The sequence below is a fragment of the Qipengyuania aquimaris genome, assembly GCF_009827445.1.
Taxonomy (GTDB): domain Bacteria; phylum Pseudomonadota; class Alphaproteobacteria; order Sphingomonadales; family Sphingomonadaceae; genus Qipengyuania; species Qipengyuania aquimaris.
Map to the genome: position 1 here is coordinate 604,542 of NZ_WTYI01000001.1, position 15,131 is coordinate 619,672.

Below are 15,131 nucleotides of genomic sequence, written 5' to 3' on the forward strand. Positions count from 1 at the left end.
GCAGGAGCTTCTCGCATGGCTACCAAGGTTGCAATCAACGGTTTCGGACGCATCGGTCGCCTGGTGGCGCGCGCTATCCTGGAGCGTGACGATCACGATCTCGACCTCGTGTCGATCAACGATCTGGCCGACACTAAATCGAATGCCCTGCTGTTCCAGTACGACAGCACGCACGGCCGCTTCCCCGGCACTGTGGAAGTCGGCGACAATGCCATCATCGTGAACGGCAAGTCGATCGCGGTCACTTCCGAGCGCGAACCCGGCAAGCTGCCGCACGGCGAACAGGGCGTCGACATCGTCCTCGAATGCACCGGCTTCTTCCAGTCCGACGAAGCATGCCGTCCTCATCTCGACGCAGGTGCCAAGCGCGTCCTGATCTCGGCCCCGGCCAAAGGCGTTTCGGCAACCATCGTCTACGGCGTGAACCACGATGTGCTGACCGCCGAAGACGTGATCGTCTCGAACGCAAGCTGCACCACCAACTGCCTGTCGCCGATGGCCAAGGTGCTGCACGACACCGTCGGTATCGAGCGCGGCTTCATGACCACGATCCACAGCTACACCAATGACCAGCGCATGCTCGACCAGATGCATGGCGACATGCGCCGTGCCCGTGGCGGTGCGCAGAACATGATCCCGACCACCACCGGCGCTGCCCGTGCGGTCGGCCTGGTCCTGCCGGAACTCGCCGGCAAGCTCGACGGCAGCTCGGTCCGTGTGCCGACCCCCAACGTCAGCCTCGTCGATCTCGTCTTCACGCCGGGCCGCGACACCAGCGCGGATGAACTGAATGCTGCGCTGAAGGCCGCGGCAGAAGGTCCGATGAAGGGCGTTCTCGACTACACAGACCAGCCGCTCGTCTCGAGCGACTTCAACCACTATCCGGCAAGCTCGACCATCGACAGCCTCGAGACCAGCGTCATGGAAGGCAAGCTGGCTCGCGTGGTTTCGTGGTATGACAACGAGTGGGGCTTCTCCAACCGCATGATCGACACCGCCGGTGTCATGGCGAAGTTCCTCTAAGGAACGCGATGATGGCCAGCTTCAGGACCCTCGACGACCTCGGTGATGTTGCAGGCAAGGTCGCGCTCGTGCGCGTCGACCTCAACCTGCCGATGAAGGACGGTTCGGCCACCGACGTTACGCGCGTCGAGGCGGTCAAGCCGACCATTCTCGAACTGACCGAGAAGGGCGCGAAGGTCCTGCTGCTGACTCATTACGGACGTCCGAAGGGACAGCGCCACTCGACCATGTCGACCAGCTTCGTGCAGGGCGACGTGGAAGACGTGTTGGGCAAGGAGATCATGTTCATCCCCGAGGTGATGGGCCCGGTGGTCGAACAGTCGATCGGCATCCTGCGCAATGGCGATATCGGTCTGCTGGACAATGTCCGCTTCTGGCCCGGTGAAGAAGCCAACGACCCCGAATTTGCCAAGGGCATTGCCGCCCACGGCGATTTCTACGTCAACGACGCTTTCTCTGCCGCGCACCGTGCCCATGCTTCGACCGAGGGGCTGGCGCATCATCTTCCGGCTTATGCGGGACGCGCGATGGAGGCCGAGCTCAAGGCCCTCGACGCAGCGCTCGGTAACCCGGAAACGCCGGTCGCAGCCGTGGTGGGCGGGGCCAAGGTCTCGACCAAGCTCGACGTGCTCGAAAATCTGGTGGGCCGCGTGCAGCACCTGATCATCGGCGGCGGCATGGCCAATACTTTCCTCGCCGCGCGCGGTGTGGATGTCGGCAAGTCGCTTTGCGAACACGACCTGACCGCCACTGCAAACAAGATCATGGACACGGCCGATCACGCCGGTTGCACCGTGCACCTGCCCTACGATGTTGTGGTGGCGAAGGAATTCGCGGCGAACCCCGCATCGCTGCGGACCTGCAACGTGCACGAGGTCGGCCCGGACGAGATGATCCTTGATGTCGGCCCGCAGGCTGTCGAAGCGCTGGGCGACGTGCTCAAGACGTGCCGCACGCTGGTGTGGAACGGCCCGCTCGGGGCCTTCGAGACGGAGCCTTTCGATGCAGCGACCGTCGCGCTCGCGCGCACTGCGGCTGCACTGACGCAGGACGGTTCGCTGACCTCGGTCGCAGGCGGGGGCGACACCGTCGCCGCGCTTGCCCATGCAGGGGTGAAGGACGATTTCACCTTCGTTTCGACCGCAGGCGGCGCCTTCCTCGAATGGATGGAAGGCAAGGACCTTCCCGGCGTCGCTGCGCTGACTGCCTAGCGGTATTCGGGGTTCGGCGCGTCGAAGCGGCGGCCCTCGTTCCACAGATCGACCGAGTTGCCGTGGCATGGGATGCCGCCGGCGTCCTTCAGCATGCGCGCCATGTGCATCAGGTTCCAGGTCATGAAGGTCGTGTTGCGCTTGGTGAAATCGTTGTCGAAACCGACATAGCCCGACCCGTCTTCCTTCGCGTCGCCATAGCTCGGGCCGGGCCCTGCCTCGCCGATCCATCCCGCATCGGCTTGCGGCGGGATGGTGTAGCCGACGTGCTGCAATGAATAGAGCACGCCCATGCCGACGTGCTTGATGCCATCTTCGTTGCCCGTGACGATGCAGCCCCCGACCTTGCCGTAGAAGATATACTGACCCCGATCGTTGCGCTGGCCGGAGTGGGCATAAAGCCTTTCGATGAGGCGCTGGCAGACGGATGATTTCTCGCCCAGCCAGATCGGCGTGCCGATCACCAGAATATCGGCGGCCTCGACCTTCTCCCAGATTGCCGGCCAGTCGTCACTCGGTGCGCCATGATCCGTCATGTCGGGATAGACGCCAGGCGCGATGTCATGATCGACCAGTCTTACCTGCTCGAGCGAGACGTCGTTTCGCACCAGGATCGTCTCGACCACGCCAAGCAGCTTGTCCGTGTGCGAGCCGTCGGGCGATCGCTTCAACGTGCAGTTGATCGTCAGCGCCTTGAGGTCGGAAAAGTCCGTCTTGTTCTCGGCGCAAAGGCGCTCTTGGGTATCGTCCAGCATTGTCTCTCCTTTGCCACTATTACGAACGAGGGCGGGTAAAGTTACCGGCAGGGCGTTGCGGCAGGGCGAAGCCCTTTGTATGGGCCGCGCATACCTATGCATGCACCAGCGAGGACGGACATGAATTTCGAGGAAATGACGGCGAAAATGCGCGACGGACAGGGCTTTATCGCGGCTCTCGACCAGTCGGGCGGTTCCACTCCCAAGGCGCTTCGGGCCTATGGCGTGGAAGACGGCGAGTGGGACGGCGATGACGAGATGTTCGCCAAGATCCACGAAATGCGCTGCCGTATCGTCGATTCCCCGTCCTTCTCGAACGGCAAGGTGATCGGTGCGATCCTCTTCGAGAAGACCATGGAAGGCTGCAACGCCGAAGGTTCGCCCATTCCCGAATTGCTGAGCCGCCGCGGCGTGGTTCCTTTCCTCAAGGTCGACAAGGGCATGCATGACGTCGAAAACGGCGCGCAGCTCATGAAGCCGATCCCCGAACTCGAAGCGATGTGCAGGCGCGCGAAGGAACTGGGTGTTTTCGGCACGAAGATGCGTTCGGTCATCCACGAAGCGAACCGCGAAGGCGTAGCTGCCAACGTCGCGCAGCAGATGGATTACGGCCTGGAAATCCTGTCCTTCGGCCTCGTCCCGATCCTCGAGCCGGAAGTCAGCCTCGACAGCGCAAGCCGTCCGCAGGCGGAAGCCCTGCTGCTCTCCAACATGCTCGACCAGCTGGAACGGGTGCCGGAAGGCAAGCAGGTCATGCTCAAACTCACCATCCCGAGCGAGCCGAACCTCTACAAGCCGCTGATCGACCATCCCAAGGTGCTGCGTGTCGTGGCGCTGTCGGGCGGTTACAGCCGCGAGGACGCCTGCCGCGAACTGGCGAAGAACGACGGCATGATCGCCAGCTTCAGCCGCGCGCTTCTCGAAGTGCTTCAGGCCAAGATGGACGACCAGCAGTTCGACCAGGCGCTGGGCAATGCGATCGACGAGATCGCCTGCGCCAGCACCGGGGCCTGACACCTCTTTACGATCTGCTTGGCCTATCGGTCATGCGGCGATAGAGCGCGTTGCATGACCGAAACTCCGTGCCAGCTTTACCTGATCTCCCCGCTCGAAACGGGTGGGGATTTTCCGCAGCGTCTCGAACGGGCGCTCGATGCCGGGAAGGGCGTCGTGACCGCGTTCCAGTTCCGCGTGAAGGGACTGGACCAGCACGATGCTGCCGCGCTCGCCGAGCCGCTGCAGGAAATCTGCGCAGCTCGTGAAGTGGCCTTCATTGTCAATGACGACATTTCGCTCGCCAAGCGGCTCAAGGCCGACGGTGTGCACTTGGGCCAGGGCGATGGCGACCCGCGCGACGCAAGAGAGGAACTCGGTCGCGAAGCTCAGATCGGCGTGACCTGCCATGGCTCTCGCCACCTTGCCTTGGAAGCGGGCGAAGCCGGTGCAGACTACGTCGCATTCGGAGCCTTCTTCCCCAGCACGACCAAGGAAACCGAGCACACGGCGGACACGGACCTGCTCGAATGGTGGCACGAGATGGTCGAAATCCCCTCGGTCGCGATCGGCGGGATCACGCCTGCCAATTGCAAGCCCCTGATCGAGGCCGGGGCAGACTTCCTGGCCGTGTCGGGCGCGGTCTGGTCGGGCGATGAAGTCGAGGCAGTTCAAGCCTTTGCGGAGCAAATCGCCGCCGCGTGAGTTGTAGCTTCCGAAAGGGGCGGACTGCGCCCCGTTTTTGGGGAGCACTCATGCGCCAATTCCTGTTTATCGCCGCCTCGTCCCTCGCTCTTGCCGCCTGCGGCATGGATGGTGCGGAGGACGACACCGATACCAACACCGCTTCGGCAGAGACCGGGTCCGCGCCCGACCAAGGCTACGAAACCTATAGCGACGACAATTATGCCGACAGCATGGCGTCGAACGACGATGCGAGCGACACGTCAGGCAATTCCGACGCGCAGATCGAAGATCCCGAAGATCGTCCCGTAATGCAGGCGCAGATCGTGCTCGACCGGATCGGCTTCGGTCCCGGCGTGATCGACGGCAAGATGGGCATGAGCACCGAGAACGCTCTGACCGGCTTCCAGGAAGCGAACGACCTCGAAGTGACCGGCAAGCTCGACGAAAAAACCAAGAGCGCCCTCGCCGAGTGGGACCGCATTCCCGCTACGCGCGTGGTGACGATCCCGGCCAGCTGGGGCGATATCGAATTCAAGGAAATTCCCGAAGACACGGCCAAGAAGGCCGAGATGGAAAACCTCGGCTACACCTCGCTCGACGAGAAGCTGGCAGAGCGGTTCCACACCACGGTCGAGGTGCTGCGCCAGCTTAACCCGAATGGCCGCCCTGCAGGCGCTTCGGATTCGAGCGAGTCGAACACGAATGATGCCGAGGCCGATGCGCCCCCGACCAAGCGTCCCGTCGATGGCTATTTCCGCGCAGGCCAGCAAATCCGCGTCCCGAATATCGGCGGCGACGCCATCGAGCCGGGCGCGATCACCGACAAGGGCTGGCAGCAGACGCTGGCCGCGCTCGGCGTCGGTAGCGACCAGCCTGAGGTCGATCGCATCGTCGTGAGCAAGTCGGAAGATACGCTCAAGGCCTATCAGGGCGACAAGCTGGTCGCCATGTTCACCGTCAGCTCCGGTTCCAGCCAGTTCCCCCTGCCGATCGGCGAATGGGATATTCTGGGTGAAGCCTATAATCCGCCATATTCCTACGATCCCGAGGTCCTTGGTGAAGGCGAGGGCGAAACCTACCAGCTTCCCCCCGGTCCCAATGGCCCGGTGGGTGTCGTCTGGATCGACCTGTCGAAGGAACACTATGGTATCCACGGCACGCCGGAGCCAGAAACCATCGGCCGCGCGCAGAGCAGCGGCTGTGTGCGCCTGACCAATTGGGACGCTGCACGTCTTGCGCGAATGGTGTCGCCGTCGACACAGGTGATATTCGAAGCCTGATCGGCTAGGGAGGGGACATGAATATCGTCGACCGCATTCTCACCATCGTCGTCACCGCCACGATTACCAGCATCGTCTGGATCGTGGCGGGGGGTAGCCTGATCGAAAACGCGACCAGCGAAAGCCAGCGCAAGAACACCCGCCCTGCCGAAGTCGCGCCGAGCCCGGAGGCCACTCCCACCGGCGATGAAACTGCGGAAGAAGCCGCCGGTCTCGATACGGCAATGCCGACATCACCGGCACAGAATGCAAGCAACAGGCTGCTGATCCCGGTCAAGAACATCCGCATATCCGACCTGACCGATACCTTCAGCGATTCGCGCGGCGAAGGCGTACGCTTGCACGAAGCGATCGACATCATGGCCCCGACAGGAACCAGTGTCGTTGCGGCGGCACCCGGTACGGTGGAAAAGCTGTTTCGCTCGGATGCGGGCGGCAACACGATCTACGTGCGCTCGAACGATGGCGAGACCATCCATTATTACGCCCATCTCGATGAATATGCGGAAGGGCTGAAAGAGGGCCAGCGCGTGCGCCGCGGTCAGCGGCTCGGCACGGTCGGCTCCAGCGGCAATGCCTCGGAAGAGGCGCCGCATCTTCACTTTGCGGTACTACAGACGACGGCTGATGCGGAGTGGTGGGAGCCCGCCAATGCGGTGAACCCCTATCCGCTGCTTACCGGAGAGCAGTAGGTCAGTCTTCGAGCGGGCCGGAGCGGTGACAGCGCAAGCGGCCGAGTTTTCCGTCGCCTCCCAATTCCTGCAGTAGCCCCGAGGAGAGCAGCATCATCCGATGCCCCTTCATCGGTCCGCGGGTGAAAGTGACGCGCTTGCCTTCGAGCAGGTATGTGCCGACGCCTTTGTCGGTGCGATAGCTGGACGCGCCCGTAATCGCGAAATTATGCGCTTCCATCTCCTGCCAGGCAGGTCCGGTCGCGCTTCCGGGCAGTGCGCAGACATATTCGCCCTGTTCGAGCAGGCCCAGGCGGCCCTGAGCCTGTCCCGTGGCGGGGACGAGCGTGCAAAGCGAAGCTGTAGCGATGCTGATAGCGATGCGGCGTATCATGACCAATTCCTCCGCCGACCCATATAGGGCGGACAAGCTGAATTTTCCATTGCCTTGCCCCTTGGCCCCGGCTCGGGTAAGGCGCGCGGCGCACGACCGCCCCGCACGAATCCGCGTGTCATCCAAGGGGCGGCGCTCTTTCACATCGAAGGCAGGTTCCTCATGAAGATCAGCGGCGTGGACATCCGTCCGGGCAACATCATCGAATACGAAGGCGGCATCTGGAAGGTCGCCAAAATCCAGCACACCCAGCCCGGCAAGGGCGGCGCCTACATGCAGGTCGAGATGAAGAACCTGCAGGATGGCCGGAAGACCAACGTCCGCTTCCGCAGCGCCGACACGGTCGAAAAGGTGCGCCTCGATACGCAGGAATACCAGTTCCTCTATGAAGACGGCGACATGCTGGTTTTCATGGACCAGAACACCTACGAGCAGATCAACCTGCCGAGCGACCTGTTAGGCGATGCCCGCCCGTTCCTTCAGGATGGCATGCAGGTGAAGCTGGAACTGTGGGAAGAAAAGCCGATCTCGGTCGAACTGCCCGCACAGATCGAAGCCGAAATCGTCGAGGCCGATGCCGTGGTGAAGGGCCAGACCGCTTCGTCCAGCTACAAGCCCGCCGTGCTCGACAATGGCGTTCGCATCATGGTCCCGCCGCACATCGAAAGCGGCACGCGCATCATCGTCGACGTCTACGAACAGAGCTACGTCGGCAAGGCGTCCTGATCCGTGGGCAAGTCCATCGCCAGCCGGTTCGACAATGTCGATATCGCCAGGAGCACCCTGCGTGCGGTCATCATCAACGATGACGAACTGACGCTGGAGATGGATTTCTGCCTCGAGCCCGAGCACCCCGAATACGAGGCGCCGGGCGAGGGCGAGGAATGCTGCTTCCACCCCGGAATGCTCAAGTTCGCGGGCATTTCCAAGCTTAGCCTAGACCGCCGCGAAACCGGCGGCGAGGGCAAGCAACGCCGCTTCGCAATCGACAAATTCAACATTGAAGGCACGAAATTCGACATGGCCTGCGAGTGGGGGGACATCCACCTGCAAGCCCGTTCGATCCGCGTGCTCACCGAGTAAGAGATACCCATGGCCGCAATTTCCGGACTGATCCGCGTTATGGAGAAAGCCGCGCGCAAGGCGGGTGGCCGCCTGCGCCGCGATTTCGGCGAGATCGAACATTTGCAGGTGAGCCGCAAGGGCCCTGCCGACTTCGTGTCGAAAGCCGACATGCGTGCAGAGCGCACGATCTACGACGAGCTGCTACAGGCGCGCCCCGACTGGGGCTTCGAAATGGAAGAAGCCGGCACCATCGAAGGTGCCGAGGGCATGCCGCGCTGGATCGTCGATCCGCTCGACGGCACCAGCAATTTCCTTCACGGCATCCCGCATTTCGCGATCAGCATCGCGGTGCAGGAGCGCAAGCTGGGCAGTGACGATTGGGGCGATGTCACCGCCGCCGTCGTTTACAACCCCGTAACCGACGAAACCTTCTGGGCAGAAAAGAGCCGCGGTGCATGGCTTCACGACGGCCGGTTGCGCGTCTCCTCGCGCCGCGCGCCGTCCGAAGCGCTGATCGCGACCGGCATTCCCTTCCAGGGGCATGGCGATTTTTCCGAATGGTCGCGCATCTTCGGTGCCATCGGTCCCAATGTCGCAGGCATCCGCCGCTTCGGCGCGGCCTCACTCGACCTTGCGTGGCTCGCGGCAGGCCGCTTCGACGGTTTCTGGGAAAGCGGTCTAAACGACTGGGATACTGCAGCCGGTTGCCTGATCGTGCGCGAAGCAGGAGGCTTTGTTTCCGACTTCCGTGGCCGTTCGCAGCCGATCCATTCAAAGCAGGTGCTTGCCGCGAACGACGTCCTGCACTCCAAATTGCACAAGATGCTGGTGGGCGCGCTCAAATAGGGTGAAAACAGCGCTTGATGGCATGGGCGAGCGGGGCTAATCCCCGCCGTCCATCATGGGCCTCCGTGGCGGAATTGGTAGACGCGCTCGACTCAAAATCGAGTTTCTTACGAAGTGCCGGTTCGAGTCCGGCCGGGGGTACCACACGCTCTTTGCCGTAACCTTCTTGCCTGCCGGCACGAATGGTGGTGCATGACAGCCCACAAGGGGCGGCAAGGGGACTAATCTTGAAAACACAATCACTGGTGGGCGCGGTTGGCGCAGCGCTCCTGCTTACCGTGGCGAGCCAGGTGTTCTACATCACCGTCGTGTCGGGTTCCGAGAATGAAATGTTGCGGCCACTGACGTGGTTTACCGAGCTTTTCGCTTTCTCGGCAGTGTCGATCTTCGCGCTGGCCCTTGCCGCACGCAGGCCGGACCAATCGCCTCTATGGGCTGCCATCGCGGTGTCGGGTATGCTCAACCTGCTCCAGGTGGGCATGGGCCTTTCGATGTTCGCACCCGCCATGGAAGCCAGCGAGAGCGAGCCGCAATTGTTTGCGGCCATCCTTGCAGGCGCATTCTTCCTCTACTTCCTCGCCAAGCTGATTCTCGGCGCGGTGGCTATTGCGCTTGGCAGCGGCATTTGGCGCAGCGGCCCGGTCTGGGCGAAGGGCCTTGGCGTTTTGACGGCGCTTGCCGGGCTGGGGGCTATCGGCCTGAACCTGCTCGCGATGGTGGATGCCAAGGCGTGGACCTTCCCCGCTGGCGGCGTAGGCACGGTCGCGACCGCTCTCGTGGCTTTGTCCCTGCTGTGGGCGGAAAGAGCGCGCAGTACCGCGTAATCAGCCGGTCGAGGCGCGAAAACCCTTGATATTCCTGCCTAGCGGTGGAATTCATCGCTGCGAATGATCGGCATGCCGTCCTATCACGCGATTGCCGCAATGGCGGTTACCCTCGCCATGTTCGTCGCCTTTGCGCGCGGGCGAATGTCCATTGAGATCATCTCGCTCCTGACAATCGCGGTTATTGCGGTCGGTCTCTATTTCTTCCCACTCGAAGGCAGCGCACCCACGGACGGGCTGCAACTCGCTTTCTCGGGCTTTGGCCATTACGCCCTGATCACGATCTGTGCGCTTATGGTGATGGGGCGCGGCCTTGTCGTCACGGGCGCGCTTGAGCCTGCAGCGCGCTTTCTCGAGCGGGTGTTCAAGGTAAACCTCCAGCTGGGACTGCTGTTCTCGCTGGTGGTTTGTTTCGTCCTTTCCATGGGCGTCAACAACACGCCCGTCCTGGTCCTGTTGATCCCGATTTTCGTCGCCTTGGCGGAACGTGGGCTGATGCCTGCATCTAAAACGCTGATTCCGCTCAACGCGGCATCGCTGCTAGGCGGTCTTGCGACCACCATCGGGACATCGACCAACATCCTCGTCGTTTCCATCGCGGTGGACCTGGGGATGGAGCGAATGGGCGTGTTCCACTTTACCCCGATCGTCATCGTCGCCTGCCTGGTCGCCTTGCCATACGTCTGGCTAGTCATGCCGCGCATGCTGAAGAGCAACCGGATCGAGCAGGTGCACGCCCTGCGCAAGTTCGAGACGCGCCTGCGTATTACCGAGAATTCTATCCTGAACGGACGCGAATTGTCCGAAGTGGCCTCGCGCCTTCCCGACGGGATCGAATTTCATGACGTTCCGCCGGGACTTTTAAGGCCGCAGCATCGCTTGCTGATGACCGGCACGCACGAAGCGATCGAAGAAGCAATGTCAGTCCTGCGCGGCGACGCAGCGCCCAGCTGGGTAATCGACCGTATTCGCCGCAATTCGCATGACAAGGGCGTCGACATCGCAGTCGTCGAAATGACCGTGACTGCGGATTCGCGCCTGATTGGCCGGACGCTGCCGAGCTCAGGCATTGCAGACCTTTACGGTGTTGCCGTGATCGGCACGCACAGGCCAGAGCGCTTGCTTGGCGAAAAGGACCAGTACTCCGAAGGCGGCGACATGCGCCTGATTGAAGGCGACGTCCTGCTCGTGATGGGCCTGCCTGCGGATATCGAACATTTCGAACGTGCCGACGGCCTGCTGACACTGGAAGGCCGGCGTGAATTGCCGCGTCGTTCCAAGGCGGTGCTCGCGGCGACGATCATGGGCGCTTCGGTGGCGCTCGCATCCGTAGGCCTGCCGTTTTACGGATCGGGCGGCTTCTATCTCCTGAAGGTTCCGATTGCGATTTCGGCGCTGCTCGGTGCGATCCTGATGTTCGTGACCGGATGTGTGAAATTCGACCGTGTGGGCCGCGCCCTTTCGGCCTCGGTCATCGTGCTGGTCGCGGCCAGCATCGCGCTTGGCCGTGTGATCCTCGAAAGCGGGGCGGCGGACTGGATCGGCCTGGTGATGGCCAGCGGCCTGCAATATCTCACCCCGGCCGCATCGCTTGCCGTGATCATGCTCACCATGACGCTTATTACCAATTTCGCCTCGAACGCCACGGCTGCAACGGTCGGCACGCCCATCGCTTTTGCCATTGCGAACCAGCTGGGCCTGCCGCCGGAACCGATGGTTCTGGCCGTCCTTTTCGGCTGCAACCTCTGCTACGCGACCCCGATCGCTTACCAGACGAACATGCTGATCATGTCGGAAGGCAGCTACGAATTCTTCGATTACGTGCGCACTGGCGTGCCATTGGTGATCATCATGGTCGTCGCGCTCTCCGCCACTCTCGTTTTCACCTACGGGCTCTAGGCCTTCCCTACGGCCTCCGGGCGTGCCAGACAGTTGCGCAATCGAACGCCGGAAGTGGCTCCGGGGATTCCTTCCCCTGGACCGTGCTCCACGTGTTCCACTCTGTGGGGGAGATACCAGTGAAGTCCAACTTGCGTCCTACACTCGCCGCGCTCGCCGTGATGGCTTTCGCAACACCCGCCTCGGCGCAGGACCTGCGCGCTTCGCTGGCCGACGACATGCCCGGCCTGATGGAACTTTACCGCGACCTGCACGCGCATCCGGAATTGAGCTTCGAAGAGCACAAGACCGCTGCCAAGCTGGCCAAAAGGATGCGTGATCTCGGCTTCGAGGTGACCGAAGGCGTCGGTCAGACCGGCGTCGTGTCGGTGATGAAGAACGGTGACGGTCCGGTGGTCATGCTGCGCGCTGACATGGACGGACTGCCGGTGATCGAACGGACGGGGCTGCCCTTCGCCAGCAAGGAAACGGCAACGCCTGCCAGCGGCGTGACGACCGGCGTCATGCACGCCTGCGGCCACGATACGCACATGGCTGGCTTCATCGGCGCGGCGCAGCTGCTGGTCGAGCATAAGGATGACTGGCAGGGCACGCTGGTCATGATCCTCCAGCCCGCAGAAGAGCTTGGCCTTGGCGCGATCGCGATGATCGAAGACGGGCTCTACACGCGCTTTCCCAAGCCGGACTACGTGCTGGCCTTCCACGATGCCGCTGCGCCCGCTCCGGCAGGCACCATCGGCTATACGCCGGGCTATGCGCTGGCCAATGTCGACAGCGTCGACATCACAGTGAAGGGCATCGGCGGGCATGGTGCTTATCCGCACACCACGGTCGACCCGGTGGTGCTCGGCAGTGCCATCGTGATGAAGGTGCAGACGGTGGTGAGCCGCAATTCCTCGCCGCTCGATCCGGCGGTGATTACGGTCGGCAGCTTCCATGCGGGAGCAAAGCACAACATTATCTCGGATGAAGCCAAGCTGCAGCTGACAGTGCGCAGCTATTCCGACGAAAGCCGCCAGCTGTTGCTCGATGGCATCCGCCGCGTTGCGAAGGGCGAGGCGATTACGGCAGGCTTGCCCGAAGAACTGCATCCCGTGGTGACGGTCGAAGATCCATATACGCCCTCGACCTTCAACGATCCGGAATTTTCCGAAGAGCGCGCCGCATCCTTCCGCGCTCGTTTCGGCGAGGAGCGCGTGATGCAGTGGCCGGCGGTCATGGGAGGCGAGGATTTCAGCCAGTTCCGCCGCGCGTCGCCCGAAGACGTGAAGAGCATGATCTTCTGGATCAGTGGTACGACCGACGAAATGCTGACCGCGCTGAAGGAAGAGGGCAAGCCGCTTCCCTCGCTCCATTCGCCGTTCTGGGCCCCCGATGCAGAGAAGGTGGTGGCGACCGGCGCCGAAGCGCTGGCCGGTGCCGCGCTCGACCTGATGCCGCGCAGCGGAGGCTGACCCATAAATTGACGGCCGCCGCAGCATTGGGGGTGCTGCGACGGCCGTTTCTCCTCCCCAGGAGAAAGTATGGTCCGCGCTATCGTATCAATGCTTGAGCGCGGACGATCAGTTTAACCGTCCGAGGGAACGTAGGTCCCCAGGCGATGGTGCAGGGCGTTGATCTTCGCCAGCTCCTCGCGATCTTCGGTCTGGCGCGCGTAGCTCGTGAGAGCGGTGCGCAGGAGACGGAAATCGGCGGTCGAGAACAGGGCGCGTGCGCGGCCCGGCTCGGTCTTGGGAGTGTCTTCGGTCATCGTAGTCATCCTTCCTCTCCGTTAGGCTGCAGCGAACTGGTTCATGGTGTTGTCCTTGCCGCCGGCCTTCAGGGCCGCTTCGCCGGCAAAGTATTCCTTGTGGTCATCGCCGATGTCCGAACCGGCCATGTTCTGGTGCTTCACGCAAGCGATACCCTGGCGGATTTCCTCGCGCTGCACGTTCTTGACGTAACCAAGCATCGCCTGTTCGCCGAAGTATTCCTTGGCGAGGTTGTCGGTGCTCAGTGCAGCCGTGTGATAAGTCGGCAGCGTGATGAGGTGGTGGAAGATACCGGCACGCTTCGCGGCATCGGCCTGGAAGGTGCGGATCTTCTCATCGGCTTCGGCCGCCAGTTCGGTGCCGTCGTAGTCGATGCTCATGAGCTTGGCGCGGTCGAAACCCGACACGTCCTTGCCCTCTGCTTCCCACTTGTCGAAGATCTGCTGGCGGAAGTTGAGCGTCCAGTTGAAGCTGGGCGAGTTGTTATAGACCAGCTTGGCGTTGGGGATCACCTCGCGGACCCGATCGACCATGCCGGCGATCTGTTCGACATGCGGCTTCTCGGTTTCGATCCACAGCAGGTCGGCACCCGCTTCCAGCGCGGTGATGCAATCGAGCACGCAGCGATCTTCGCCGGTTCCGGGGCGGAACTGGTAGAGATTGCTCGGCAGGCGCTTGGGCGCAAGCAGCTTGCCGTCGCGGCTGATGAAGACCTGGCCGTTCTTGATGTCGGCAGCGTCGACTTCGTCGCAATCGAGGAAGCTGTTGTACTGGTCACCCAGATCGCCCGGTTCCTTCGAATAGGCGATCGACTTGGTCAGGCCTGCGCCGAGGCTGTCGGTGCGGGCAACGATGATGCCGTCGGGAACGCCGAGTTCGAGGAAGGCGTAGCGGATCGCGCGGATCTTCTGGTGGAATTCCTCGTGCGGAACCGTGACCTTGCCGTCCTGGTGGCCGCACTGCTTTTCGTCAGACACCTGGTTTTCGATCTGCAGGGCGCAGGCACCCGCTTCGATCATCTTCTTGGCGAGCAGGTAGGTCGCCTCGGCATTACCGAAACCTGCGTCGATGTCTGCGATGATCGGCACGACATGCGTCTCATGCTCGTCGATTTCCTTGAGCAGGCGGTGCGTGTTGACCGCGTCGCCCTTGGCCTTTGCTTCGTCGAGTTCGCGGAACATGCCGCCTAGCTCGCGAGCGTCGGCCTGGCGCAGGAAGGTGTAGAGTTCCTCGATCAGCGCCGGAACGCTGGTCTTCTCGTGCATCGACTGGTCGGGCAGGGGACCGAATTCGCTGCGCAGAGCGGCAACCATCCAGCCCGAGAGGTAGAGGTAACGGCGCTTCGTGCTGCCGAAATGCTTCTTGATCGAAATCATCTTCTGCTGCGCGATGAACCCGTGCCAGCAGCCGAGCGACTGGGTGTAGTTCGCCGGGTCGGCGTCATAGGCTTCCATGTCTTCGCGCATGATCTTTGCGGTGTAGCGCGCAATGTCGAGACCAGTGGGGAAGCGGTTCTGAACTGCCATGCGTGCAGCGCTGGCAGCGTCGATCGCGCCCCACGGCGCGCCGTTTTCCGAGATGGTCTGGCCGAGTTCGGCGATGCGGCTTTGATAGGTCATGGCGAATCTCCTGTAAGTTCTGGCGCGTTGGCCTTGCTCATGAACTTGGGGCGATTAGCCGCTCCAGGACAGGAAAATTTACAGAATTTGTTGTCTAAACCGTGCTGATCTGC

At 62.3% G+C, this 15,131-nt stretch carries 16 protein-coding genes and 1 tRNA gene; 13 read left to right on the forward strand and 4 right to left on the reverse strand.

What is annotated here, in order from left to right:
• The first annotated feature begins 15 nt into the window (after positions 1-15).
• Together gap and GRI34_RS02945 are read left to right on the forward strand one after the other, a co-directional pair.
• The gene (gap, locus tag GRI34_RS02940) at positions 16-1,023 is read left to right on the forward strand and encodes a type I glyceraldehyde-3-phosphate dehydrogenase (protein ID WP_160594665.1); all 1,008 of its coding nucleotides are present in this window, start codon (positions 16-18) and stop codon (positions 1,021-1,023) included.
• 11 nt (positions 1,024-1,034) lie between these two features.
• Positions 1,035-2,234: a phosphoglycerate kinase gene (locus GRI34_RS02945; protein WP_160594666.1), complete on the forward strand. Its 1,200-nt coding sequence runs from the start codon at positions 1,035-1,037 to the stop codon at positions 2,232-2,234.
• Here GRI34_RS02945 and GRI34_RS02950 read toward each other — a convergent pair.
• Positions 2,231-2,989, reverse strand: coding sequence for a flavodoxin family protein (locus GRI34_RS02950; RefSeq protein WP_160594667.1), 759 nt, complete (start codon positions 2,987-2,989; stop codon positions 2,231-2,233). The two genes, GRI34_RS02945 and GRI34_RS02950, sit on opposite strands and share 4 nt — an antisense overlap.
• Before the next feature lie 120 nt (positions 2,990-3,109).
• Between GRI34_RS02950 and GRI34_RS02955 the strand changes: the two genes are divergently transcribed.
• From GRI34_RS02955 to GRI34_RS02970, 4 genes are read left to right on the forward strand one after another with little or no spacing between them, the layout of a single operon-like run.
• Positions 3,110-4,003: a fructose bisphosphate aldolase gene (locus GRI34_RS02955; RefSeq protein WP_160594668.1), complete on the forward strand. Its 894-nt coding sequence runs from the start codon at positions 3,110-3,112 to the stop codon at positions 4,001-4,003.
• Positions 4,004-4,057: 54 nt separating this feature from the next.
• Positions 4,058-4,687, forward strand: coding sequence for a thiamine phosphate synthase (gene thiE, locus GRI34_RS02960; protein WP_160594669.1), 630 nt, complete (start codon positions 4,058-4,060; stop codon positions 4,685-4,687).
• A gap of 50 nt (positions 4,688-4,737) precedes the next feature.
• Positions 4,738-5,949: a L,D-transpeptidase family protein gene (locus GRI34_RS02965; RefSeq protein ID WP_234028138.1), complete on the forward strand. Its 1,212-nt coding sequence runs from the start codon at positions 4,738-4,740 to the stop codon at positions 5,947-5,949.
• 17 nt (positions 5,950-5,966) lie between these two features.
• Positions 5,967-6,641: a M23 family metallopeptidase gene (locus tag GRI34_RS02970; RefSeq protein WP_160594670.1), complete on the forward strand. Its 675-nt coding sequence runs from the start codon at positions 5,967-5,969 to the stop codon at positions 6,639-6,641.
• 1 nt (position 6,642) lies between these two features.
• Here the strand turns inward: GRI34_RS02970 and GRI34_RS02975 are convergent, their stop codons facing one another.
• Positions 6,643-7,014 (reverse strand): elongation factor P, encoded by a 372-nt coding sequence (locus GRI34_RS02975; protein ID WP_234028139.1) that lies wholly within the window; start codon positions 7,012-7,014, stop codon positions 6,643-6,645.
• Between the two features lie 162 nt (positions 7,015-7,176).
• Between GRI34_RS02975 and efp the strand changes: the two genes are divergently transcribed.
• The 7 genes from efp to GRI34_RS03010 all read left to right on the forward strand — a co-directional run bounded on the left by efp (position 7,177) and on the right by GRI34_RS03010 (position 13,102).
• A complete protein-coding gene (efp, locus tag GRI34_RS02980) occupies positions 7,177-7,740 on the forward strand; it encodes an elongation factor P (protein ID WP_090480322.1) in 564 nt (187 codons plus the stop codon).
• Between the two features lie 3 nt (positions 7,741-7,743).
• Entirely contained in the window at positions 7,744-8,097 is a 354-nt protein-coding gene (locus GRI34_RS02985; protein WP_160594671.1) for a hypothetical protein, read from the forward strand.
• A 9-nt stretch (positions 8,098-8,106) separates the two neighbouring features.
• Positions 8,107-8,925 (forward strand): inositol monophosphatase family protein, encoded by an 819-nt coding sequence (locus GRI34_RS02990; RefSeq protein ID WP_160594672.1) that lies wholly within the window; start codon positions 8,107-8,109, stop codon positions 8,923-8,925.
• Positions 8,926-8,984: 59 nt separating this feature from the next.
• Positions 8,985-9,069, forward strand: a tRNA-Leu gene (locus GRI34_RS02995).
• Positions 9,070-9,152: 83 nt separating this feature from the next.
• Complete coding sequence (locus GRI34_RS03000; RefSeq protein ID WP_160594673.1) at positions 9,153-9,749, forward strand: hypothetical protein; 597 nt, start codon at positions 9,153-9,155, stop codon at positions 9,747-9,749.
• Between the two features lie 63 nt (positions 9,750-9,812).
• A complete protein-coding gene (locus GRI34_RS03005; RefSeq protein WP_199800100.1) occupies positions 9,813-11,648 on the forward strand; it encodes an SLC13 family permease in 1,836 nt (611 codons plus the stop codon).
• 161 nt (positions 11,649-11,809) lie between these two features.
• Positions 11,810-13,102, forward strand: a complete 1,293-nt coding sequence (locus GRI34_RS03010; RefSeq protein WP_160596370.1) for an amidohydrolase — start codon at positions 11,810-11,812, stop codon at positions 13,100-13,102.
• 113 nt (positions 13,103-13,215) lie between these two features.
• Here the strand turns inward: GRI34_RS03010 and GRI34_RS03015 are convergent, their stop codons facing one another.
• Complete coding sequence (locus tag GRI34_RS03015; protein ID WP_006832439.1) at positions 13,216-13,398, reverse strand: hypothetical protein; 183 nt, start codon at positions 13,396-13,398, stop codon at positions 13,216-13,218.
• 21 nt (positions 13,399-13,419) lie between these two features.
• Positions 13,420-15,018, reverse strand: coding sequence for an isocitrate lyase (locus tag GRI34_RS03020; protein ID WP_160594674.1), 1,599 nt, complete (start codon positions 15,016-15,018; stop codon positions 13,420-13,422).
• Between the last annotated feature and the right edge of the window lie 113 nt (positions 15,019-15,131).